Origin of the sequence: Corynebacterium freneyi, from assembly GCF_030408835.1 — a bacterium.
Taxonomy (GTDB): Bacteria; Actinomycetota; Actinomycetes; order Mycobacteriales; family Mycobacteriaceae; genus Corynebacterium; species Corynebacterium freneyi.
In genome coordinates this window covers 1,603,663-1,625,651 of sequence record NZ_CP047357.1, presented here as the reverse complement: position 1 = coordinate 1,625,651, position 21,989 = coordinate 1,603,663, and the positions used below count along the sequence as shown (strand labels likewise).

Here is a 21,989-nt window from a genome sequence, read left to right as displayed (position 1 = left end):
ATGTCGCGCCCCGTGGCCAAGCTTCCCGGGGCGTGGGGGTCTGACTTTCACAGTGGCGCGACCGTCCGGATTTTCACCGGCTTCCCCACCACCCGGGTCGGGTGGTTGAACGTTGTCGAAGGGTAGCCTACAGCGCCCGTCGGATCCGGGTCGTCGGGACACCCGGGCGCCCGCGGTCCCCGGGGCGCACGGGCGGCAGGCGGGCCGTCGTCAAGCAACGCCCGCCCCACGCGCCGCACGTATCATCGAGGCATGAACCCCATGGTCGACCAGCCCGAAACCCCCCGCCCCGAACGCGACCGCCCCGACGCCTGCCCGGGCACCCGCCGCGTGCACATCGCCGCCGACGGCGCCATCGGCCGCCTGCGTTTCCCCGGCGGATTCCTGCCCGCGCCGGGCTTCATGGTGCTGGCGGACCTGGCCGACAACTTCGGCGACGGCTACATCCACTTCACCTCCCGCGGCAACCTGCAGATCCGCGGCATCCGCGACGTGTCCGGGTTCGCCGACGCCGCCGAGGAAGCCGGCATGCTCCCCCACCCCGACCACGACCGCGTGCGCAACATCCTGCAGTCCCCGATGACCGGCCGCGTCGGCGGACTCGACGACGTCTCCGAGCTGGTGCACGCGTTCGACGACGCCTTGTGCGCCGACGAGTCGCTTGCGGCGCTGCCGGGACGCACCCTGTTCGCGCTTGACGACGGCCGCGGCGACGTCCTCGGCGAAGCACCCGACCTCGGCCTGGTCGCCCTCGGCGGCGGCGAATTCGAACTGGTCGTCGCCGGGGCACCCGCCGGAGTGTCCGTGCCCCGCGACCGCGCGGTGGAAATGCTGCTGTCGGCGACCCGCGCGTGGGCGGAGGTGCGCGGCGAGGCCTGGCGCATCGCCGAATCCGACGGGGCCGACCGGGTCGTCGCCATGACCGCGGAAGCCATCGGCGTGCCCGTCGGTGATCCGTCGGCCGCCGAGTCCTTCGCGTTCGCCCACCCCGGCACCGAACAGATCGGGTGGATCGACCAGCCCGACGGCCTGGTCAGCCTCGCCGCCGGGCTGCGGTTCGGCGTCCTGCCCTCCCGCCTGGCCCGCGCCATCGCCCAGACCCGCGTGCCCGTCCACGTCACGCCCTGGTACTCGCTGGTCCTCCACGACCTGGAGGAAGCCGACGCCGAGCAGGTCGTGCGCGTCCTGGCGCCCAACGGCCTGATCTTCGACCGCAAGTCGACGTGGCTCAACGTCTCCGCCTGCACCGGCCGGCCCGGCTGCCCGAAGTCGCTGGCCGACACCCGCGGCGACGCCGCCCACGCCATCGCCCAGGCCCGCCTGCCCGAGGGACGCGTGCACTTCTCCGGCTGCGAGCGCCGTTGCGGCCGACCCAAGGGCGGATACGTCGACTACCTGGCCACCGGCGACGGCGAATACGAGGTCACCTCGGTCGACTGACCCCGGGAGCCCAGCCCAGCCGGGGCGGAGTCGGGGCACTGGGCCGCGCGGAGTTGGCGCAGAGCGTGGTCGGCGCTGAGTCGGGGCGCGCCGCGGACGGGTCGGCGGCGTTCGACCGGCCGGTCTGACTTACGCTGTTGGCATGTTTGGCTTCGATTACGTCACCGACGGCGCGGCGATTTACCGCGAGTCATTCTCCATCATCCGCGCCGAGTCCGACCTCGGGCGTTTTTCGCCCGACGAGGAGGTCGTCGCCGTCCGCATGATCCACGCCGCCGGCCAGACGGACCTGGCGGAGGACATCGTCTTCTCCCCCGGCGCAGTCGCCGCCGCCCGCGCCGCGCTGGAGGCGGGCAAGCCGATCTTCACCGACGTGACCATGATCGCCTCGGGCATCACGCGCCGCCGCCTGCCCGCGGACAACGAGGTCATCTGCACGCTTCACGACGAGCGCACCCCGGGACTGGCCGCCGAATTGGGCACCACGCGCACCGCCGCCGCCGTCGACTTGTGGGGTGACCGGCTCGCCGGTGCCGTCGTGGCCATCGGCAACGCGCCCACCGCGTTGTACCACCTGCTCGACCGACTCCGCGACGGCGAGCTGCCCATGCCCGCCGCCGTGCTGGCCATTCCGGTCGGGTTCGTCGGTGCGGCGGAATCGAAGCAGTCCACCATCGACGTCGCCCCGCAAATCCCCGGCCTGGAGTACATCACCGTCACCGGCCGCCGCGGCGGTTCGGCCATCACCTGCGCAGCCCTCAACGCGCTGGCCACGAAGCGGGAGATCCTCCCGTGAGCGACCGCGCCGTCGCGCCGGGCCACCTCTACGGCGTCGGTCTCGGCCCCGGCGACCCGGGACTGATCACCCGTCGCGGCGCGGACGTCATCGCGTCGGCCGACGTCATCGCCTTCCACGCCGGCCCGCACGGCAGGTCCACGGCGCGGCGCATCGCGTCGGAGCTCATCGACGCCCGGAGCACGCCGGCCATCGAAGAGCTGCTGGTGTACCCCGTCACCAGGGGCGGCGGCGATGACGACGATTACGCCGAGGCGATGGGCGCCTTCTACGCGGAGGCGACCGCGCGTCTGGCGGATCATCTTTCCGCGGGGCGGTCGGTTGCCGTGCTCTCGCTCGGTGACCCCATGTTGTACAGCTCCTACCAGCACCTGCATCGCGCGTTGGCGGGAGACTTCCCCGCCCACGTCGTCCCGGGCGTGCCCAGCGTCACCGCCGCGGCGGGCGAGCTCGCCCACCCGCTGGCCGAGGGAACGGACATCCTGTCGATCCTGCCCGCCACCGCAGGCCGCGCACGACTGGCGGCGGCGGTGGCGGCGGCGGATTGCCTGGTGATCATGAAACTCGCCGGCCACGTCGACGACGTCCGCGACATTCTGCGCGACGCCGGGAAACTCGACCGGGCGAGAGTCGTCGTCCGTGCCACGATGGGCGACGGCTGGTCGGCTCCGCTGGCCGACGTCGCCGCCGACGACGTGCCCTACTTCGCCGTGGTGGTCGTCGGCGCCGAGCAGACGGGCGGGCCCGACACCGGAGTCCGCGTCGCCTCACGCGTGGGCGCACCCGACGCCGTCGCGGATGCGGGCCACGGCGGCCCCGGGGCGGGCCTGGGCGAGGTCGTGGTCATCGGCCTGGGCCCCGGCCCCGACCGGTGGATGACGCCTGAGGCCGCCGCCGAGCTGGATCGCGCCACCGACGTCGTCGGCTACGCCACGTACGTTTCCCGGGTGCCGGACAAGCCAGGCCGCACCAAGCACATGTCCGACAATCGGGTCGAGGGCGAGCGCGCCGCGATGGCGCTGGACCTGGCCAAGGCCGGTGCCTGCGTCGCGGTGGTCAGCTCCGGCGACGCCGGCGTGTTCGCCATGGCCGCCGCCGTGTTGGAAACCGCCGACGACGAGGCGTGGCGCGACGTGCCCGTGCGCATCGTCCCCGGCATGACCGCCGCCCAGGCCGTCGCCAGTCGCGTCGGAGCCCCGCTCGGTCACGACTTCGCCATGCTCTCGCTGTCGGACCGTTTGAAGCCGTGGCGGACCGTCGAAAAGCGACTGCGCGCGGTGCTCGACGCCGACATGGCGTTCGCCGTGTACAACCCGGCGTCGAAGACGCGGCGGGCCCAGGTTGTGGCGCTGCGCGATCTTCTCGCCGAGTACCGCGATCCGGAAACGCCCGTCATCGTCGCCCGCGCGGTCGGGGCGCCGGAGGAGAAGGTCACCGTCACCACCGTCGCCGAATTCGACCCGGAGGTCGTGGACATGCGGACCATGCTCATCGTCGGTGCGTCGTCGACGCGGGCGTACGACGGCGTCGATGGCGTGCGCGTGTTCACCGCCCGGCATTACGGCGGCGGTGGATTCGCGGGGACCGGGGCGCTCGGCGGGGATCGCTAGCGGTCGGGCGTCCGAACTGGCCAGTCGTGCGGCGGTCGGGCGGCGGGCGTTGATCGGCGCCGCGCGTCGGAAAGTCGACATTTTATGCGGCCGGAAAAACCCGACCTGGCCTTTTGTCGAATGGTGGCAGTACTTTGCGACGCTTCACCGCGCGGCAGGAGCAGCCGCATCGCAGAAGGGGCCGCGCTTCAGGAGCGGCCGCATCGCAGAAGCGACCGCACTGCGGGTGGTGCCGCTACACGCGCCCCCGGGTGACCGCGTCGAAGGCCCGGTCGACGGTGTCGGCGACGTACGCGATGCCCTTGCCGGGCAACTCGGGGCGCTGGACCATGATCACCGGTTTGCGCAGGTCGCGGGCCGCCTCGATCTTAGCGTAGGTCTGGGCGCCGCCGGAGTTCTTGGTCACCAGGCAATCGACGGCGTAGTCGCGCATCAGTTTGCGCTCCCCCGCCACGTCGAAGGGACCGCGGGTGAGCAGCACCGTGCGGTTGCGCGGCAGCGGCCCCGTGGGCTGTTCGACGCAGCGGATGAGGTACCGGCCCTCGTCGTCGGCGGCGAAGTGCGACAGCTGCTGGCGGCCGATGGTCAGAAACGGAGTGGCGAACCGCGTCCGCGCCAACTCCGCGGCGGCCGCCATGTCGGCGACCTCGAGCCATTCGTCGCCGCGGACCGGCTCCCAGGCCGGACGGTGCAGCGCGACCAGCGGCAGTCCGGTTGCCCGCGCCGCCTCCGCCGCCGAGGCGCTGATGCGTTCGGCGAAGGGGTGGGTGGCGTCGATGAAGACTTCGGTGGCGTCGGCGAGCAACCACCTGGTCAGGCCGGCCGGCCCGCCGAAACCGCCGATGCGCACGTGGCCGACGGGCAGCCTCGGCTCGGAGACCCGCCCGGCCAGCGACGACGTGACGTGCCAGCCGGCGTCGACCAGTCGCGCGGCCAGGGCGCGGGCCTCCGCGGTGCCGCCGAGAATCAGTGCCCGCACGTCAGCGTCCTCCCTTCGGCGTCGCGGGGGCGTCCGTCGGAGTACAGGTACGAGTCCGGGAATCCTTCGGCGCCGAGCACGCGGCCGACGACGATGACGGCGGTGCGGGTCACGCCCGCCTCCTTGACCTGTGCGGCGATGTCGCCGAGCGTGCCGCGCAGGATGACCTCCTCGGGTCGGGACGCGAATGCGACGACGGCGGCGGGACAGTCGGCGCCGTAGTTCGGTTCGAGTTCGGCGACGACGCGGTCGATGTTGTGGGCGGCGAGGTGGATGCACAGGGTCGCGCCGGTGCGGCCGAAATTGTCGAGCGTCTCGCCGTCGGGCATGGCCGACGCGCGGCCGGAGACGCGGGTGAGGATCACCGATTGGCCGACGGTGGGCACGGTGAGTTCGTGGCCGAGCGCCGCCGCGGCCGCGGAGAACGACGCCACGCCGGGCACGATTTCGTAGTCGATGCCGGCGGCGGTGAGCCTGCGCGCCTGCTCTGCCAGCGCGGACCACACCGACGGGTCGCCGGACTGGAGGCGGGCGACGTCCTTTCCTTCGGCGTCGGCCTTGGCGATGACGTCGATGATGTTTTCCAGCGGCATGCGCGCGGTGTTGATCACGTCGGCGTCGTCGGGGCAGTTGGCCAGCACTTCGGGCGGCACGATCGATCCGGCGTAGAGGCACACGGGGCAGGATCTGATCAGGCGGTCGGCGCGCAGCGTCAGCAGGTCCGGCGCGCCGGGTCCCGCCCCGATGAAGTACACGGTCACTGGTGCTGCTCCCCTTCTCCGCCGCGGCGGGCGGTGCGTGCTGTGTCGGTTGCGGTGGTGTCGGTATGGGTGTTGCTTTGCGACGGCCCGTCGACGACCCATTGGACCACGGGCAGGGCCGGTCGCCATGCCGTGAACGACCCAACCTTACCGGCGCGTTCGATGCCGATCCGGTGGACGGTTCCGCCGTGGCGGGCGCGGGCGGCCCACAGCACGGCTTCGGATTCGACGGTGACGGTGTTGGCGACGAGCCGCCCGCCCGGCGCGAGTACGTCGACGCAGGCGTCGATCATGCCGTCGGCGGTGAGGCCGCCGCCGATGAAGATGGCGTCGGGTGCGGAGGCGTGGGGTGCGGTGGCGGGGACGCCGTCGAGCGAAGGCAGGGCCTGCGGGGCGGTGCCGTGGATGACCTCCACTCCGCCGGAGAGGTTCGCGACGTTGGCTCGGATGCGTTCGGCGCGCGCGGCGTCTCGTTCGATGCACACGGCGCGGCCTCCGTGGCGGGCCCATTCGATGGCGATGGAGCCGGTGCCGCCGCCGACGTCCCACAGCAGTGCGCCGGGGCGCGGGCCGAGAGCTGCGACGGTGAGTTCGCGAACGGGGCTTTTGGTCAGTTGGCCGTCGGAGTCGAAGTCGTCATCGGTAAGCCAGACGCGGGCGGGGCCGGCGGGTTCGACGGCGAGGATGGTGAGATTTCCGGCGGGCCTCGGGGGCCGTGCGACGGTGCCGCGGACGATGGTCTCCGGGCAGGGGCCGTCCGCGGTGCCGCCGACGTTGGTCAACGCCGTGAGCGTGGTGTCGGGGCGGTCGGCCAGGGCCTCGGCGACGTGGGCGACGGAATCGGCGTCGCGGCACAGCACCAGAAACGGCCGCCCGGCGTCGGCGTAAGGCACCACCGCCCCGGCGCTGGCTCGTCCGGCAAGTCCTGTCACCAGCGACACCACCGGAGTGCGATCCAGCGCCCACCCCAGGCGCGCACACGCCAGCGACGCCGACGACGGTGCGGCGAAGACCTCGATGGCGTCCGCGCCGAGTTCGCGCACCAGCGTCGTGCCGATGCCGTGGAACATCGGGTCGCCACTGGCCAGGACCACGTCGGTGGCCGGGTCGAGGTCGGCGAGGACTTCGCCCCACCGGCGCCAATAACCCTCCGGCCAGGTCACGCGCCGCGCCGTGATGCCGCCGCCCCCACCGTCGGCTCCTGCAGCCGACCCGACGTCGAGCAGATCCAGCTGGCGGGCCGCTCCGATGATGCGGTGGGCGTCGTCAAGCACGGACCGGGCCCGCACGCTCAACCCGTCCAAACCATCGCAGCCGATGCCCACCACCCGCAGACGCCCCCGCGAACCGGGAAGACCCGTCATCGCGGCATCTTCCTCCAGATGAACCGCGGCGTGAACCGGGTGGCGCGGGCCAGCACGCCCAGACGCGCCGGGATCCACACGTCGAGCTTGCGGCCGTCGAGCGCGGTGACCGAAGCCTCGGCGACCTGCGCGGGCGTCGACGACATCGGGGCCGGCTTCATCCCCTCGGTCATGCGGCCGACCACGAAACTCGGCCGCGAAATGGTCAACTGCACCGGGCCGCCGTGCAGCCGATCCTGCATGCCCTGCAGGAACCCGTCCAGCCCCGCCTTCGCGGACCCGTAGACGTAATTCGCGCGACGAACCCGGGCACCGGCGATCGACGAAAACGCCAGAATGCGGCCGGCCGCCCCGTCGCGCACCGGCAACTCGCCGGACGCTGCCGCCGCCTCCATCCGCGCCACCAGCTCCGTGGCGATGGCCGCATGGGCGGTGAAGTCGGTGTGGATCACGCGCGCCGCCTCGACGCCAGAGGCCTCGCACGCCGCCTGGTCGCCGAGAATGCCGAACGCGATGACGGCCGTGTCCACCGGCGCCTTCGACCACGCCTCGTCGAGGACGCGCGCGTGCGACTCCAGATCATCGGCATCGAAGTACAACCGGTGCACGGCCACCGCACCGGAATCGGTGAGCCGCTTGGCGATGTCGTCGAGCCCGTCGACCCGACGCGCCGCCAACGTCACCGTGTTGTGGTTGGCCAGCCGCGCGGCGACCTCGCCGCCGATCTCGCTGGTGCCGCCCAAGATGAGCACGTGCCCCATCGCTACTTCTCCCCCTCCGCCGGTGCGCCGGCGCCGTGCGCACCGCCCGCGACGACGAGCTCGTGCGACCCGCGGTTCAGCGACTCGCACCCGTCCTCGGTGACCACGACGATGTCCTCCAGCCGCATGCCGAAGTCGCCCTCGAAGTACAGGCCCGGCTCGACGGAAAACGCCATGCCCGGCTCCAGCGGCAGGTCGTTGCCCTCCATGATGAAGGGCTCCTCGTGCAGGCTCAGGCCGATGCCGTGGCCGGTGCGGTGGATGAACACGTCCGCGTGTCCGGCGGCGGCGATGGCGTCGCGGGCGGCGGCGTCGATGGACGCGGCGGTCACGCCCGGGCGCACGGCGGCGACGGCGGCTTCCTGTGCCGCGCGCAGCACCGCCCAGGCCTCGGTGGCGCGGTCCGGGGCGTCGCCGATGACGTAGGTGCGGGTGCAGTCGGAGTGGTAGCCCACGCCCCAGGTGCCGCCGATGTCGACGACCACGACGTCACCGTCGCAAAGCACCCTGTCGGAGAAGTCGTGGTGCGGGTTCGCGCCGTTGGGCCCGGAGCCGACGATGACGAAGTCGACGGCGTCGTGACCCTCCTCCAGGATCACGGCGGACAGCTCGTCGGCGACGTCGGCCTCGGTGCGCCCGGCGCGCAGCATTGCCGGGACGCGGGCGTGGACCCGGTCGATGGCCGCGGCGGCGTCGCGCAGCTGGGTGATTTCGGCGTCGTCCTTGCGCATGAACAGCTCGCGCAGCGTCTCGCCGGCCAGCACCGCCTCGGCTCCGGTCAGCTCGAGGATGGGCAGCAGGTGGTCGGCGGTCAGGGAGGCGCCGACGCCGATGCGGGGCCGGTCGGCGTGCGCGGCCGGCGCCAGTGCGTCGGCGACGATGCGGTGCGGCTTCTCGCCGTCGGCCCACAGCACCACGTCGACGTCGAGGTCCGGCACCGCGGACGCCGGCAGGTCGCCGCGTTCGACGGCGGGCAGCACCAGCACGGGCCGTGCGGGCGCGCCGCTTCCGGGCTTTGCGACGGGCACCACCAGCGCCGTCAACCGTTCATGGGAGCTCACGGACGAACCGATGAGGTATTCCAGGTCGGGGCCGGTTCCGAAGACGAGCCCGTCGAGGCCGCGGTCGGCGGCGAGCTCGGCGGCGCGGGTCAGGCGGCGGGAGTAGACGTCCGATGGAAAGAGTGATTCCGTCATATCGACCACGATAACCCCCGACCCGGGTATTTTGGCGGCATGAACTACCGTCCCGACCCGTTGACCAGGATCATCGCTCGAGCCGGCCGCGCGATCATGTCCGCGCCGACGCCGCTGCTGCGTCTGGTGGCCCGGCCGGGCCGCAACGGGCGGGGATATTTGCTGGACCCGGACGTGGCGATGTCGCTGGCGTTGTTGAAGGTCATCGGGTCGGGCAAGGGCATCGGCGAGTTGTCCGTCGCCGAGGCGCGCAGGGAGATCGACCGGGAGGCGTACCTTGCCGCGGGGCCGCGTCCGAAGGTGCGCACGCGCGACGAGAGGATCGCCGGCGTTGCGGTGCGCAGGTATTTCGGTTTTCCGCTTGCCGACGCTTCCGCCCCCGCCGTGATGTATCTCCACGGCGGTGGATGGGCGGTCGGTTCGCTGGATTCCCATGATGCGCCGTGCCTGCGTTTGGCGGAGGCCGCCGGCGTCGACGTCATCTCCGTCGATTACCGGCTCGCGCCGGAGCATCCCTTCCCCGCCGGACTCGACGACGTCATGGCGGTGTACGAGGAGTTGACGGGCCCGCGCCCCGGGGCGGCATCCGGACCCGACGGTGCCGCCTCCCCCTCGGGTGATCGTGCCGCCTCCCGCCGCGTGGCCGTCATCGGCGACTCGGCCGGCGCGAACTTCGCCGCCGTCGTGTGCCTGGAGGCCAAACGCCGGGGCCTGCCCCAGCCGGCGTTGCAGGGGCTGCTCGCCCCGGTGACCGACATGCTCGCGTGGGTCGGCGACCGTGACGGCTGGACGGGCAGCGGCCGCGAGTTCGCCGACGGGTACTTTCTCACCTCCGCCGACATGTCCGCCTACGCGGATCTCTACATCGGCGACGGCGCCCCCGGCTCGGCGTCGACGCAGCTGGCGCAGGACCCGCGGGTCTCCCCTCTGTTCGCCGAGGACCTCTCGGGCCTGGCCCCGGCGTTCGTCGCGCTGGGCGGTTTCGACCCCCTGCGCGACGAGGGCGAGGCCTACGCCGCCCGTCTCGCCGACGCCGGAGTGCCGGTGACGGTGAAGATCCACCGCGGCATGGTCCACCCCTTCATCAACTCCCCCGGACTGTGGCGCACCTCGCGCCGGGCGATCGACGAACTCGCCGGCGCCGTTCGCCTGGCGCTCGAAGTCAGACAGTGACCGGCGACCGACCCGACACCGAACCGACCAGACCCCCATCAGACACTGACCCAACGCCAAACCGACCAGACACCCACCAGACGCTGACCAGACACCGACCCACAACGGGAACACCGATCCAACACAGGAAGGCCGCACAGTGACCGACGCCCCCCACAACACCTCCACCCACGACGACCCCCGCCCGCTGGCGGTGGTCACCGGCGCGGCCTCGGGAATCGGCCGCGGCCTGGCGATCTCCCTCGCCGGCGACGGCTACCGGGTCGCCATGGCCGACCGCAACGCCGCCGGTCTCGACGACACCGCCGAAGCGGCGCGCCGGGCATCCGGCCCCGGACGAAACCCGATCGTCGACTCCACCGGATTGGACATCGCCGACTTCGACGCAGTGGCCGAATGGGGTGAGCGCGTCGTCGCAAAGCACGGCGCCCCGATGGAGGTGTACAACGCCGCCGGCATCTCCGTGTGGGGCGACCCCACGACCCTGCCCCACGCCAAATGGCGCGGCGTCATCGACATCAACCTGATGGGCACCGTCCACGTCGTCGAAGCGTTCATCCCCGCCATGGCCGACGCCGGACGCGGCAAACTCGTGTGCGTGTCGTCGGCGGCCGGCATCCTCGGCCTGCCCTGGCACGCCGCCTACTCCGCATCGAAGGCCGGCGTCCTCGGCCTGTGCGAAGTGCTGCGATTCGATCTCGCCCCGAAGGGCATCTCCGTCCACGCCGTCGCCCCCGGCGCCGTCGACACCCCGCTCGTGCACACCCTCGACATCAACGGCATCGACCGCAACGCCAAGCGCGTCGCCAACGCCACCAAACTGTTCCAGTCGCACGCGATCTCGCCCGCCGAAGCCGCCGCGATCATCCGCTACGAGGTCGACGCCGGCACCTACCTCATCGCCACCTCCAACGAGGTGCCCGTCGGGCGGTGGGCGCAGGTCAACATGCCGTGGGCCTACCGCGGCGTCATGAAGCTGCTCAACCGCGGCCTGCGCTGGGCCGCCGAGGGCGCCGAAACCGACCCCGCCGCCCGGGCCGGCGGGGCATAGAACGGCGTAGAACACCGCGCCCCGCCGACTCCGCGACACCGCCGACGCGGTCGCCGATCACCGCGTGGGCGGGGCTGCGGCGGGCGCCTTCGATGCTGAGGCGGTCCATTATCGGCGGGCGCCCGAGATGCCGTGCTCGACACCCCGGGCGCGGCCGTGGCCTCACCGCTTTTCGTCGGGAGGCGTCCCCAGAACGTGGAGGGCGGTGGCCAGGCCGTCGTAATGCGTGACCAACTGCACCAAGGCCACGCATTCACGATCCGACAGATGGCGCGTCAGCTCCGACCACGCGGCATCGTCGACGTCGCGGCGGGCGACGAGCTGGTCGGCGACCTCGAGCATCGCGCCGCGCCGGCCGGTGAAACCGTGATCGCGACGATCCACGGCCGCGATCTCCACGTCGGTCAAGCCCGCACGCTTGCCGATCACCCTGTGATGATCCCGCTCATAGTCCGCCCCGCGACCGTGGGCGACGCGCAAGATGACCAACTCCGTGTCCTGCCGGGACAACTCGCCGAATGGCATCATCGTCGCCGAGTAGATCAGCCAACCGCGGAACAGGCGCTTCGCCCGGCCGATCGTGGCGAACACCCCGAGGCGCTTGCGGCCGGTGGCACGGGCGCCGATGGCCTCGATCGCGCCGTTGACAAGGCCAAGCTGACGGCGTGTGCCCGGGCCGGGGCGGCCGGTGGGAAGCGGCGGGCTGGCCGGGCGGTCCTCGGTGGGGGTGGAAGGTGCGTGGTCGGGACCTGTGTGGTCGGGACCTGCGTGGGTGGAACCTGTGTGGGCGCGGGAAGTATTGTTCATGAAACCAGGTTAGGTGGGAGTGGCCGCCGCTGCAGGAGAATTCGCCAGTCCGGCTGCCGCCTCGTGTGGAACTCGTGTGCCGTTGCCGCCCCGCGCTCCTCGCGTACGCTCTATCGCGGCCCCGTGGTCGTCCCATGCGTCACTTGAGCACCAGCCGGTGGTGGGAGTCGATGGGGGCGGCCGGAGTTATTCGACAAATGCAGCCTCACGTCGTGTGAACGGCGATAAAAGCCCAGGACGTGAAAATGGGAGGCTGCATTTGTCGTCTAATGGCGTCGTCTGGGCTGCGGTTGGCTGGGGCGCGTCGGCGATTGAGTTGCGGAGTGGCGGCTGTCGAGCCGGCTAGTGCAGGACCGAGCGGGTTCAGTAGCAGTACGGGATCCGGCGCGAGCGCCCGTCGAGTCGGCGAGCGCCGGAGCGGGCGAGTTCAGTAGCAGGGCAGACACCGGTGCGGGCGGGTGTGGAGCCGGAGCGTAATTGCCCAACGCCACGACGCCACGGCGAATGGCCTGCACCGCCTGCGACGCGTTGTCGCGGATCCGCTCCGAGTACCCCGTCTGACGCACCTGCGACAACAGATCCACCACCTGGCGGCACCAACGCACGAAATCACCCGGCGTCAGCTCCGCCCCCGCGTCCTTCGCCGCCGCCAGGCAGTACCCCAACGGCGCACCGGCGGTCCACTGGTGAATCGCGGTGGCGAAGGCGAGATCCGGCATGCGGGTCATCGGCAGACGGTGGCGCTGCTCGTCCGACGCGAGCTCCTGCCAGATGCGGAACGTGTCGGAAATCGCGGCGGCCAACGGCTCGGTGGGCACCTCGTCGGACCCCTGCGTGGCCTTTCGGTTTTCGAACACCAACGTCGACACCGCGCCGGCCAACTCCGCCGGGTCGAGGTCGTCCCAGATGCCGCGGCGCAGACACTGGGCGGCGAGCAGATCGGAGCCGTTGTGGATCCGGGCGAGCCGCTCGCCCTCCTCGGACACGAAAGGCTCGCCGCGCTCACCGTCCTCGCCCTCGCCCCCGTCGGGCCACTCGACGTAATCCAACTCGCCGAGAAGATCGAGGACCCTGTCGAACGTCCGCGCCAAAGTATCGGAGGCCGCGGCCACGCGCCGCTCGAGGGTGGCCACGGTGTTCTGGGCTCGTCGTAAAGCATCCGCATCCCGGGCCACGGACTCGACCGCAGGATCGCCGTGCAACGGGTGATCGCGCAGCTCGCGGCGCAGGCGCTTGAGCTCGGGCGAGGTCACCGAGGTGCGGCGGCGCAGGCGCTTGGGGCCGCGGATGCCGTGACGGTCGATCTCGGAACGGACAATGTTCACCGCCCGCCTGGGGTGGCGCGCTGCGTCGGAGGGCACCTTCACGCGGCCGAGCACGTCGGGCGCGCTGGGAAACGCGTCCGGCTCGATGCGCCCGGTGAAACCGCCGACGCCGACGACGGTCGGCCGCGGGCGATGCTGCGACGAGTCCTCGCGCACCACCGCCGCCAACTGGGCCTTCTTGCCCACGGGGATGGCGATGACGTCACCACGCCGCAGCCGCCGCAGCACGGTGACGGTTTCGGTGTGGCGGTCCTCGATGTTGCGGCGTTTGGCGGCCTTCTCCTCCGCGGAAATCGTCGACCGCAGCTCCAGGTAGGCCAGCAGCCCCTCGACGTCGCCGCCGGGCCCGTCATCCGCGGCGCCCAGCTCGGCGGTGAGCTGTTCGACGCGGGCGCGGGCGCGCTCCAGCTCGGCGACGTCGCCGACGATGTCGCCGTCGGCCTGGAACTGCGCGAAAGACCTTTCCATCATCTTCCGCGCGTCGGAGTGGCCGAGGGTGCGCAGCAGGTTGATGGACATGTTGTAGCCGGGCGTGAACGTGGACACCAGCGGGTAGGTGCGCGTCGATGCCAGGCCGGCGACCCATTTCGGGTCCATCGCCGGCGCCCACTGCACGACGGCGTTGCCCTGCGTGTCGATGCCGCGGCGGCCCGCCCGGCCGGTCATCTGCGTGTACTGGCCGGGCGTCAGGTCGACGTGCGCCTCGCCGTTGTATTTGACCAGCTTTTCCAGCACGACGGTGCGGGCGGGCATGTTGATGCCCAACGCCAGCGTTTCCGTCGCGAACACGACCTTGACCAGGCCACGGTTGAAGAGCTTTTCGACGATGTGCCGGAACGCCGGCAACATCCCGGCATGGTGCGCGGCGAATCCGCGGACCACCGTGCGACGCCATCGGCGGAACCCGAGCACTTCGAGGTCTTCGGCCGGGATGTCGGCGACGCCGGCGTCGATGATGGCGGCGATTTCCTCCTGCTCGGCGATGGAGGTCAGTTCCATGCGCGAGGCGCCGAGCTGTTGCAGGGCGCCTTCGCAGCCGGCGCGGGAGAAGATGAACACGATCGCGGGGAGCATCGACCGTGAGCCGAGCAGCTTGACGACGTCGCTGCGGCGCGAGGGCCGCCATTTCTGGGTTTCCTGGCGTTGCGTCCACTGGTGGCGGGCGAACTTACCGCCGCCAAGGTAGTTTCCGCCGCCAGAGCCGGAGTCCGAGTGGGAACCGGAGTGGGGGCCTCGGCTACGGCGGCCGCCTCCACCGCGGAAGCCGCGGTCGCCGCCGTGTCCACCGCGGCCTCCCCCGCCGCGACCGTCGTCGTAACCGGATTCGGCGCGGGCGGCGGCGTCGAGCAGGTCGCGGTTTACTTCGGTGCCGCCGGCCTCGAACAGCGGGTAGAGACGCTTGCCGACGAGCATGTGCTGGCTCAGCGGAACCGGCCTGCGGTCGGTGACGACGACGTCGGTGCGTCCGCGCACGGTGGACAGCCAGTCGCCGAACTCCTCCGAGTTGGACACCGTCGCCGACAGGCCGACGAGCGTGACGGATTCGTCGAGGTTGAGGATGACCTCCTCCCACACGGGGCCGCGTTCGCGGTCGGCGAGGTAGTGGATTTCGTCCATGACCACGTGGCTGAGCCGGTTCAGCGTCGGCGACTGCGCGTAGAGCATGTTGCGCAGCACTTCGGTGGTCATGACGACGACGTCGGCGTCGCCGTTGCGGGAGACGTCGCCGGTGAGCAGGCCGACCCTGTCTTCGCCGTACACGGCGACGAGGTCGTTGTACTTCTGGTTGCTCAGCGCCTTGATGGGCGTCGTGTAGAAGCATTTGCCGCCGTCGTCGAGGGCGGCGCGGATGGCGAACTCGCCGACGACGGTTTTGCCGGCGCCGGTGGGCGCACACACCAGAACTCCGCGCCCGGCCGCGATGGCGCGGCAGGCGCGGAGCTGGAAATCATCGGGGGCGAAGCCCAGCTCGGCGATGAAGTCGTCCAGAAGGGTCATGCTTCCAGAGTGTCATAGCGCGGGCTCGAGTGCCTCTGCGATGGCGAGTGCCTGCGGCAGCGCGTCGGCGCCCAGTTCCACCTCGAATGTCGAGTGCCCCTCCGCGATGACAATGACCGGTGAAGCTAATGGCATCGTGCCGGGTCAGAAAGCGGTGTCGTGGGACAGGTGCGTGAGAAAAACCACCGCTGGCACAAATCATGGCCAGCGTGCCAGCCACGGCCCACAAAGTCCGTCCGGTTCAGTTACTCGGCGGCGTCTACTCCACGTGGCAATCGGACTCTTCGCGTTTCGGAGTGTGTAGCTGACCGCAGAGCTCGGCTGGGGGTGACACGACATGTAGGGGCCCTGGCCGGTACAAGATGAGAGCTACGACGCTTCGCTGGACCTAGCCGGATCAATCCACTTTAAAACGTGTAGAGCTGGTTCAACTCCCACGGCAGTCGTCCTCCATGTCAAGGTGTGACTTAGCTAGGGGTTGGTATCTGATGGCGGCTAGATCAAACGGGCTGAATGCCGACAGGAGCTGCTTAGCCTACAGCTCCCACCAAAGGTAGTACCACTTGCCGCCGTCCTTGAAGCAGGTGAGGGAAACGCCAAACCCCATGTTCGAGTACATGGTCCGATGACCCATGCACTTCCAGAATCCATCGAATGGGGCGGAGCGCTTCTTGGGGCCTTTCCGAAGCGTTTCGGCGGTCGGCAAACCTGCGACTGTGCTTGTGGCGGAAGCTCGCGGGCTGGGGGCAGACTGGGCCGATGCTAGGGCGGGAGTGCTGCCGGTAAGTAAAGCAACTGCGGCGACTGTTGAGAGCAGCCTTTTGTCAGGTTTCATTATCTGTGACCTTTGGTTTTGTAGTCCGAACAACGGTCAGGTCGAAGGCTACAGGACGCTATAGATAGCGTCAAGGGTTTAAGCTGTTAGCTGTCGTAAAAGATCGTATGGAAGTTAGGGTGACTCTAAGTCGGTGATTGAAGTAACTTATTGCAAGTTGGGAACGAGTGATGTTAGAACACTCCGCAAATCTAGCGAAAGAGCTTAATGCGAGCGGGAGAACGCAGTACGGCCGCGACGCCGGGTAGCGCAGGGCTAAAACCTGGTCGACCTTGACATGGATTCTGTCGCGGGCCAGTGATTTCTTAGGACGAGACCGTGTTTGGAGACCTTGTGGCTCGTAGTGGGGGCGCCACCTAGCGTTGAAGTTCTGCGAGAGGACCAGCTCCCATAACACATTCGTTTTTGGTGAGTGCTGAATCCGAGAGAATCGTTGGCGTGAGTTGGTGTGCTCTTGATCAACGTTCGCATCGGCATAGTGTTTGGGGTGCCGACGTCGGCTCTTCATCAAGGATCGATCGCGAAGGATCGCTCGCGCGTCTTCGAGTAACAGACTCTGTATGGGTGAAGCGTGCCCCGGTAGTCAGCTACTGCAACCTACCGGGGCGAGAACTGATGACAGCGCCCTCACAGAACGTCGTCGAAGTCCGACGACGAGCGGGTGGACAGGTCCGGCGTCACCTCGGCGGGCGGGGCGGCCGGCGTGGCCGGGCGCGAGTTGCGGGTGGTGCGGGTGCGCGGGCCCTGCGCCGGGGTGACACCGACCGTACCGCCGACGGGGGCGGTCGGCCCGACGGGTGCGGTGCCGCCGATGGCCGATGCTCCGCCGATCGGGGCGACGCCGTCCACGGGCGTGGTGCCATCGATCGAGTCCGGCGCCGACACCGAGGACGGGGCGTCGATTCCGCCGGGATCCCCGATGCCGCCCGACGAGGTGACCGGGCCCGACGCCACGTCGTCGTCGAGATCCATCCACTCCGGACGGTTGTTCTCGCGGCGCTTGTCGTTGATGCGCGCGAACTGGATGGCGAACTCCATCAAGATGCACAGCGACACTGCCATCGCGACCATGGAGTACGGCTCCTGCCCCGGGGTCATGAAGGCCGCGAAGATGAACAGCAGCAGGATGATCAGGCGCCGCTTCTCCTTCATCGTCTCGTACTTGAGTACGCCCACAACATTGAGCATCACGATGAACAGCGGCAGTTCAAAGCTCACGCCAAACACGAGGATCAGCCCAAGTATGAAGTTGAAGTACCGTTCGCCGGTCAGCGCGGGAATCTGCGCGTTGTCACCCACTTGGAGCAGGAAGTCCAAGCCAACATGCACAACGAAGTACGCCAGCACGGCACCGGCCACGAAAAGCAGGGCGGCAGCGGTGACGGCGACGAACGTGTTGCGACGTTCCTTCCGCACCAGGCCCGGGGTGATGTACGCCCAGATCTGGTAGAGCCAGAACGGCGCGGAGATGACCAGGCCCGCAATCGCGCCGACCTTCAGGCGCAACAGGAACATCTCGAACGGGCTCGTCGCCAGGAGCCGGCATTCGCTGCTGTCGGCACCGCCGAACCTCTGTTCCGCGGGAAGCTGGCAGTAGGGCTCCTTGAGGAGCTCGCCCAGCGACTTGAAATGCGCGGGGCCGAAGGTCGCGTCACCGAAGGGCAGCTTCCACGGGCCCAGGGTGAAGGAGAACTGGTACCACGTGAAGCCGACGATCGTGCCGACGAGAATGCCCGCGAGGGCCTTGAGCAACCGGGAACGCAGTTCCTGGATGTGCTCGACGATCGACATGACGCCCTCGGGATTCCGCTTGTTCCGCTTGCGGGCCCGGGGGCGTTTCGTGGGCGCGGTCACGGCGGACTAGCGCTGATCGTCGATGTTCGGCTGCTGCGGCGGGTACTGCTGGTACTGCTGCGGCTGCGCCTGCGGGGCCTGCGGCTGCTGGTACGGCTGCGTGTACGGCTGCTGCGGCTGCGCCTGCGGGGCCTGCTGAATGGCCTGCTGCTGCGGGACCTCCGGCTGCTCGTCGTCGTTGCGCATTTCCTTGACCTCGGACTTGAAGATGCGCATCGAGCGGCCCAGCGAACGGGCGGCGTCGGGAAGCTTCTTCGCGCCGAAGAGCAGGATCAAGACGACGGCGATGATGATGAGCTCGGTGGGGCCGAGATTCGGCATCCGCTTCACCTTTCGGGGCTGTTGGATCTTTTGGGCTTCGGGGTACGTGGATCGGAAAATTCGCCGGTCCGGCGTCACCCGTTGGTCGGGTTTTCACCATACGCAAGGAGACCCCTGCGCGCGCGTTCCGCCACGGCCTCTGGCAACGATACCGGGTCGACGGCCTTCACGCCCGGCCAGCGGCGCAGCAGGAATCCGATGGTCCGTTCGGCGTTGGCGGCGGGCACCCATGCGGGGTGGGGGCCGCCTTCGACGAAGCCGTCTTCGCCTTGGTCGTACATCCACGCCACCGGGTCGTAGTCGGCGACCCACGTGGCGTCGGCGTCGACTTCGACCTGCGCCCACCGGCCCTCGTCGGCGAGGAATCCGTGCGGGTCGTCGGGCGTGAACTCGGGGATGTCGTGCCGATTGGCGGTTTGTCCGGTGTCGACAGCGGCGAGCATGCGGTCGATGCGGAAAGACTTGACGACGGGGCCCGCCTCCCCTTCGCCCGCCGGTTCCGGCTCCGCGTCCGGATGAGCGCCGGGATCTTCGTCGTGGCGGTCGACGGCCTTGAGGTAGGGATCGTCTTCGACCATGACCAGCGACACCGGGTCGACTCTGCGAACGCGCCGTTTTCCGGAGGCGGTGCGGTAATCGATCTCCAGCACGTGGCCGTCGGCGATCGCCGCACGCACGGTGGCGAGGATTTCCGCGTGGGCGACGTCGGCCGCGGCATGCGGTGTGGTGTCGGCCACCGCGGCACGCCCGGGCGCGCCGGCGCGCAGTTTCGCGGCGGCCGAACGGACGACCTCGGGGTCGCGCTGCATTGGCGACGACTCGAGGGTCTCCAACGACAGCAGCATCGCCGACAGTTCCTCCTGCGTCAGGTGCGCGGGCTCGGTCAGCAGGTCAACGGCGGGAGTGACCTTGGCGGAGTTGCCCTTGCGCTCCACGCGGAACGCGGCCTTGCCCGGCACACCGGGAAGTTCGAGTTGCGCCAGAAACTTCAGCGCGTCGTTGAGCTGGCCGTAGCCGATGCCCAGGTCAGCCGACGCCTCGGTGAGTTGCCGTACCTCGGTGAAATACGGCACCAGCGCCAGCGTCCGGCTCCACGACAGTTCGGCTGCATTGTCCCGCCGGCTCATCGGTGCTCCTCCCCCGTTGTGTTGGTTGACCCCGTGTTGGTCGACGTTGTGTCGGTTGACGTTGCGTTCGTCGATGCTGCGTCGGGCGATCCGCCATCGGCGGCGACGATCGCGCGCAGCCGGGCGACGATGTCGTCGCGCACCTCGGCGGGTTCCTCCACGATGAGGTCCCCGGCGTGCTCGAGACCGATGTCCATCAACTCCGCGGTCGTCAGTGGCCCGATCTCGTACCGGCCGTCTCCGAGCTCCCGGGCGCTGGCGAGAACGTCGGCGCAGGACTCGGGAGACGAGTCGTCGTCAAGCTTCACGACGGCGCGCAGCGGCGCGGAACCGCGATTCAGCGCGCGTTCGGCGATCGCCTGCACGTCGCCGTCGGGAAATGGTTGCGCCGCATCGACGTCGGTGACCGTGATGTCCCGCATGCGGGCGATGCGGAACACGCGCACGGCATCGCGGTCGACGTCGTGGCCCACCACGTACAGGCGCCCCTTGAGGTTGACCATCTGCCACGGCTCGATGGACCGCTGGACCTCCTCGCCGAAAACCTGCGGGGCGTAGAAGAACTCGATGCGCTTGCGCGGCGGCTGCGTCGCCCGGTTCAGGGCCGCGAACTGCTCCCGGTCCAGCGTGATGCGGTCGCCGAAGATGATGGTGCCGCGGCCGTCGACGAGATTCGACCGCTGCGCCACCGGCGCCAGCTTCGCCCAGGCGTCGCGGGTCACCTCGCCGAGCGACTCGTCGTTGAACGCCACCTGCGACGCCATCGCCAGAACCCCGGCCTCCTCCTCGGTGAAACCGGGATCCTCGTCGCGCCACGTCGAGCGGTCCAGCCGCAGGATGTCGTTGTCGTCCCACGTGACCGTGATTCCGCCTGGGGCCAGTGCCGGAACGTCGTCGCGCAGATACCGGTCCGCCGAGTCGCCCGCGACCGTGTTGTAGCCGCGGACCGTGCGCAGGATCCAGTCCTTGCGCAAACCTTCCGGGTTGTCGGCCAAGGCGAGCAGAAGGCTGACCAGACGCGTGCGCACCGCGGAAAACGTCTGCTCCTTCGCCGGCTCGTCGGCCTTCGCGCCGGTGCGGGGATTCGGCGTCATGCGCCCGTCCCCTCGCCGGAGGTGGCGGTGGCGTCGCCGTCGCCGTCCCCGGGAGCTGCGAGCGCCTCCAGGTGCGCCACCAGCTCGTCGACCGCCGGATCGGAGGTGGCGAAGGGATCGTCGACGACGACCATCCGCGGCTCCTCTCCGGAAATCTTCAGATGCGTCCAATCCACCACCGTCTGGGCTCCGGCGGCGCGGGCGGCGGCGAGGAACCGGCCCCGCATCACCGCGCGCGTCGTGGCCGGCGGGTGGACCATGGCCTCCTCGACGTCGGCGTCGGTGACCCACCGGGACACCGAACCCCGCGACTCCAGCAACCGGAAGATGCCGCGGCTGGGCCGGATGTCGTGGTAGGCCAGGTCGATCTGCGCCAACTTCGGGTCGGCGATGTCCAGGCCCCGGTCCATGAAGCGCCGCAGCAGCGACCACTTGATGGCCCAGTCGATGTCGCGGTCGATGGTCGACCAATCGCCGGACTCGACCGCGTCGAGTACGCGGCCCCACAGCTCCACCAGACGCGCCAGCTCGGCGTTGGGCGTGCCGCCGCCGGAGTCGTCGCGACGCTCCAGCCACGACGTCGCCGCCGCGAGGTACGCCCGCTGGATCTCCAGCGCCGACGCCTCCGACTTCGACGCGCCGACACGCAGCGGGATCGGCGCGGTGCCCGTCATGTCGCGGCTGACCAGGCGGATCGCCTTGATCTCGTTGGCGACCTCGAAGTCGGGCAGGTCCACGCCGGCTTCGATCATCTCCAGCACCAGCTGGGTCGAACCGAGCTTGAGCGCCGTGGTCGTCTCCGACATGTTCGAATCGCCGACGATGACGTGCAGGCGGCGGAACCGATTCGAGTCGGCGTGCGGTTCGTCGCGGGTGTTGATGATCGGCCGCGACCGCGTCGTCGCACTGGACACGCCGTCCCACACGTGGTCGGCTCGCTGCGAAAAGCAGTACTGCTCCGGCTCGTCCTCGTAGGGGCTGCCCGGGTAGGGCCGCGCGATCTTGCCGGCGCCGCACAGCAGCTGACGGGTCACCAGGAACGGCAGCAGCAGCTTCGACAGGGCCTTGAGCCCCATCGACCGGCCGACCAGGTAGTTCTCGTGGCAGCCGTAGGAGTTTCCGGCGGAGTCGACGTTGTTTTTGAACAGGAAGACCTTGCCGCCGATGTCTTCGCCGACGAGCCCGGCCTCGGCCTGCGCCGCCAGGTCGTCGAGAAGCCGCTCCCCCGCCCGATCATGGGCGACCAGCTGCGACACCGAATCGCATTCGGCGGTGGCGAACTCGGGATGGCTGCCGACGTCGAGGTACAGGCGGCCGGCGTTGCCGGTGAAGATGTTCGTCGCACCGTATTCCTCGATGACCGGCCGGAACATGAACCGGGCGATCTCGTCGGGCCCCAGGCGGCGTTCGCCGTCGAGGGTGCACGTGATGCCGTACTCCGTCTCCAGGCCCGCGATGCGCCGGGTCAACGCCGCCGCGGCACCACCGCCGTCCATG

Annotated in this window: 17 protein-coding genes and 1 riboswitch; of the genes, 5 read left to right on the top strand and 12 right to left on the bottom strand. The window is 69.9% G+C overall.

Annotated features, from left to right (window positions below):
• Nucleotides 1–24 precede the first annotated feature (24 nt).
• Nucleotides 25–97: riboswitch (adenosylcobalamin-variant (AdoCbl-variant) riboswitch) on the bottom strand.
• Between the two features lie 155 nt (nt 98–252).
• From cobG to cobJ, 3 genes are all read left to right on the top strand, one after another.
• On the top strand, nt 253–1,440 hold the full coding sequence (gene cobG / locus CFREN_RS07320; RefSeq protein ID WP_244979521.1) for a precorrin-3B synthase: 1,188 nt from the start codon (nt 253–255) through the stop codon (nt 1,438–1,440).
• Between the two features lie 142 nt (nt 1,441–1,582).
• Nucleotides 1,583–2,236 carry a precorrin-8X methylmutase gene (locus CFREN_RS07315; RefSeq protein WP_209652825.1) on the top strand — a complete coding sequence of 218 codons (654 nt, stop codon included), beginning with the start codon at nt 1,583–1,585 and terminating at the stop codon, nt 2,234–2,236.
• Nucleotides 2,233–3,846 carry a precorrin-3B C(17)-methyltransferase gene (gene cobJ / locus CFREN_RS07310; protein WP_209652827.1) on the top strand — a complete coding sequence of 538 codons (1,614 nt, stop codon included), beginning with the start codon at nt 2,233–2,235 and terminating at the stop codon, nt 3,844–3,846. Before CFREN_RS07315 ends, cobJ begins: the two co-directional genes overlap by 4 nt.
• Nucleotides 3,847–4,081: 235 nt before the next feature.
• On the opposite strand, the gene CFREN_RS07305 is transcribed toward cobJ, so the two are convergent.
• Genes CFREN_RS07305 through CFREN_RS07285 form a run of 5 tightly spaced genes read right to left on the bottom strand, consistent with a single transcriptional unit; the run spans nt 4,082 to nt 8,907 of the window.
• A complete protein-coding gene (locus CFREN_RS07305; RefSeq protein WP_209652829.1) occupies nt 4,082–4,825 on the bottom strand; it encodes a cobalt-precorrin-6A reductase in 744 nt (247 codons plus the stop codon).
• Nucleotides 4,813–5,586, bottom strand: coding sequence for a precorrin-4 C(11)-methyltransferase (cobM, locus tag CFREN_RS07300; protein WP_209652832.1), 774 nt, complete (start codon nt 5,584–5,586; stop codon nt 4,813–4,815). The genes CFREN_RS07305 and cobM overlap by 13 nt, the downstream gene beginning before the upstream one ends.
• Complete coding sequence (gene cbiT / locus CFREN_RS07295; protein ID WP_209652833.1) at nt 5,583–6,950, bottom strand: precorrin-6Y C5,15-methyltransferase (decarboxylating) subunit CbiT; 1,368 nt, start codon at nt 6,948–6,950, stop codon at nt 5,583–5,585. Before cbiT ends, cobM begins: the two co-directional genes overlap by 4 nt.
• The gene (locus CFREN_RS07290) at nt 6,947–7,711 is read right to left on the bottom strand and encodes an SDR family NAD(P)-dependent oxidoreductase (protein ID WP_209652835.1); all 765 of its coding nucleotides are present in this window, start codon (nt 7,709–7,711) and stop codon (nt 6,947–6,949) included. The genes cbiT and CFREN_RS07290 overlap by 4 nt, the downstream gene beginning before the upstream one ends.
• Before the next feature lie 2 nt (nt 7,712–7,713).
• Nucleotides 7,714–8,907 (bottom strand): M24 family metallopeptidase, encoded by a 1,194-nt coding sequence (locus tag CFREN_RS07285; RefSeq protein WP_070522196.1) that lies wholly within the window; start codon nt 8,905–8,907, stop codon nt 7,714–7,716.
• A 39-nt stretch (nt 8,908–8,946) separates the two neighbouring features.
• Between CFREN_RS07285 and CFREN_RS07280 the strand changes: the two genes are divergently transcribed.
• Entirely contained in the window at nt 8,947–10,080 is a 1,134-nt protein-coding gene (locus tag CFREN_RS07280) for an alpha/beta hydrolase (RefSeq protein ID WP_209652837.1), read from the top strand.
• Between the two features lie 139 nt (nt 10,081–10,219).
• On the top strand, nt 10,220–11,131 hold the full coding sequence (locus tag CFREN_RS07275; RefSeq protein ID WP_224369647.1) for an SDR family oxidoreductase: 912 nt from the start codon (nt 10,220–10,222) through the stop codon (nt 11,129–11,131).
• A 162-nt stretch (nt 11,132–11,293) separates the two neighbouring features.
• Here the strand turns inward: CFREN_RS07275 and CFREN_RS07270 are convergent, their stop codons facing one another.
• The 7 genes from CFREN_RS07270 to pafA form a co-directional block, all read right to left on the bottom strand.
• The gene (locus CFREN_RS07270) at nt 11,294–11,938 is read right to left on the bottom strand and encodes a carboxymuconolactone decarboxylase family protein (RefSeq protein WP_209652839.1); all 645 of its coding nucleotides are present in this window, start codon (nt 11,936–11,938) and stop codon (nt 11,294–11,296) included.
• A 266-nt stretch (nt 11,939–12,204) separates the two neighbouring features.
• Nucleotides 12,205–15,261, bottom strand: coding sequence for a DEAD/DEAH box helicase (locus CFREN_RS07265; RefSeq protein ID WP_209652841.1), 3,057 nt, complete (start codon nt 15,259–15,261; stop codon nt 12,205–12,207).
• A gap of 1,462 nt (nt 15,262–16,723) precedes the next feature.
• On the bottom strand, nt 16,724–17,887 hold the full coding sequence (gene tatC, locus CFREN_RS07260; protein WP_209654641.1) for a twin-arginine translocase subunit TatC: 1,164 nt from the start codon (nt 17,885–17,887) through the stop codon (nt 16,724–16,726).
• A 69-nt stretch (nt 17,888–17,956) separates the two neighbouring features.
• Nucleotides 17,957–18,271, bottom strand: coding sequence for a Sec-independent protein translocase subunit TatA (tatA, locus tag CFREN_RS07255; RefSeq protein WP_209652843.1), 315 nt, complete (start codon nt 18,269–18,271; stop codon nt 17,957–17,959).
• A 74-nt stretch (nt 18,272–18,345) separates the two neighbouring features.
• Nucleotides 18,346–19,398, bottom strand: coding sequence for a WYL domain-containing protein (locus CFREN_RS07250; RefSeq protein WP_209652845.1), 1,053 nt, complete (start codon nt 19,396–19,398; stop codon nt 18,346–18,348).
• The gene (locus tag CFREN_RS07245; RefSeq protein WP_209652848.1) at nt 19,395–20,492 is read right to left on the bottom strand and encodes a helix-turn-helix transcriptional regulator; all 1,098 of its coding nucleotides are present in this window, start codon (nt 20,490–20,492) and stop codon (nt 19,395–19,397) included. Before CFREN_RS07245 ends, CFREN_RS07250 begins: the two co-directional genes overlap by 4 nt.
• The gene (gene pafA, locus CFREN_RS07240; protein WP_209654644.1) at nt 20,489–21,988 is read right to left on the bottom strand and encodes a Pup--protein ligase; all 1,500 of its coding nucleotides are present in this window, start codon (nt 21,986–21,988) and stop codon (nt 20,489–20,491) included. The genes CFREN_RS07245 and pafA overlap by 4 nt, the downstream gene beginning before the upstream one ends.
• Between the last annotated feature and the right edge of the window lies 1 nt (nt 21,989).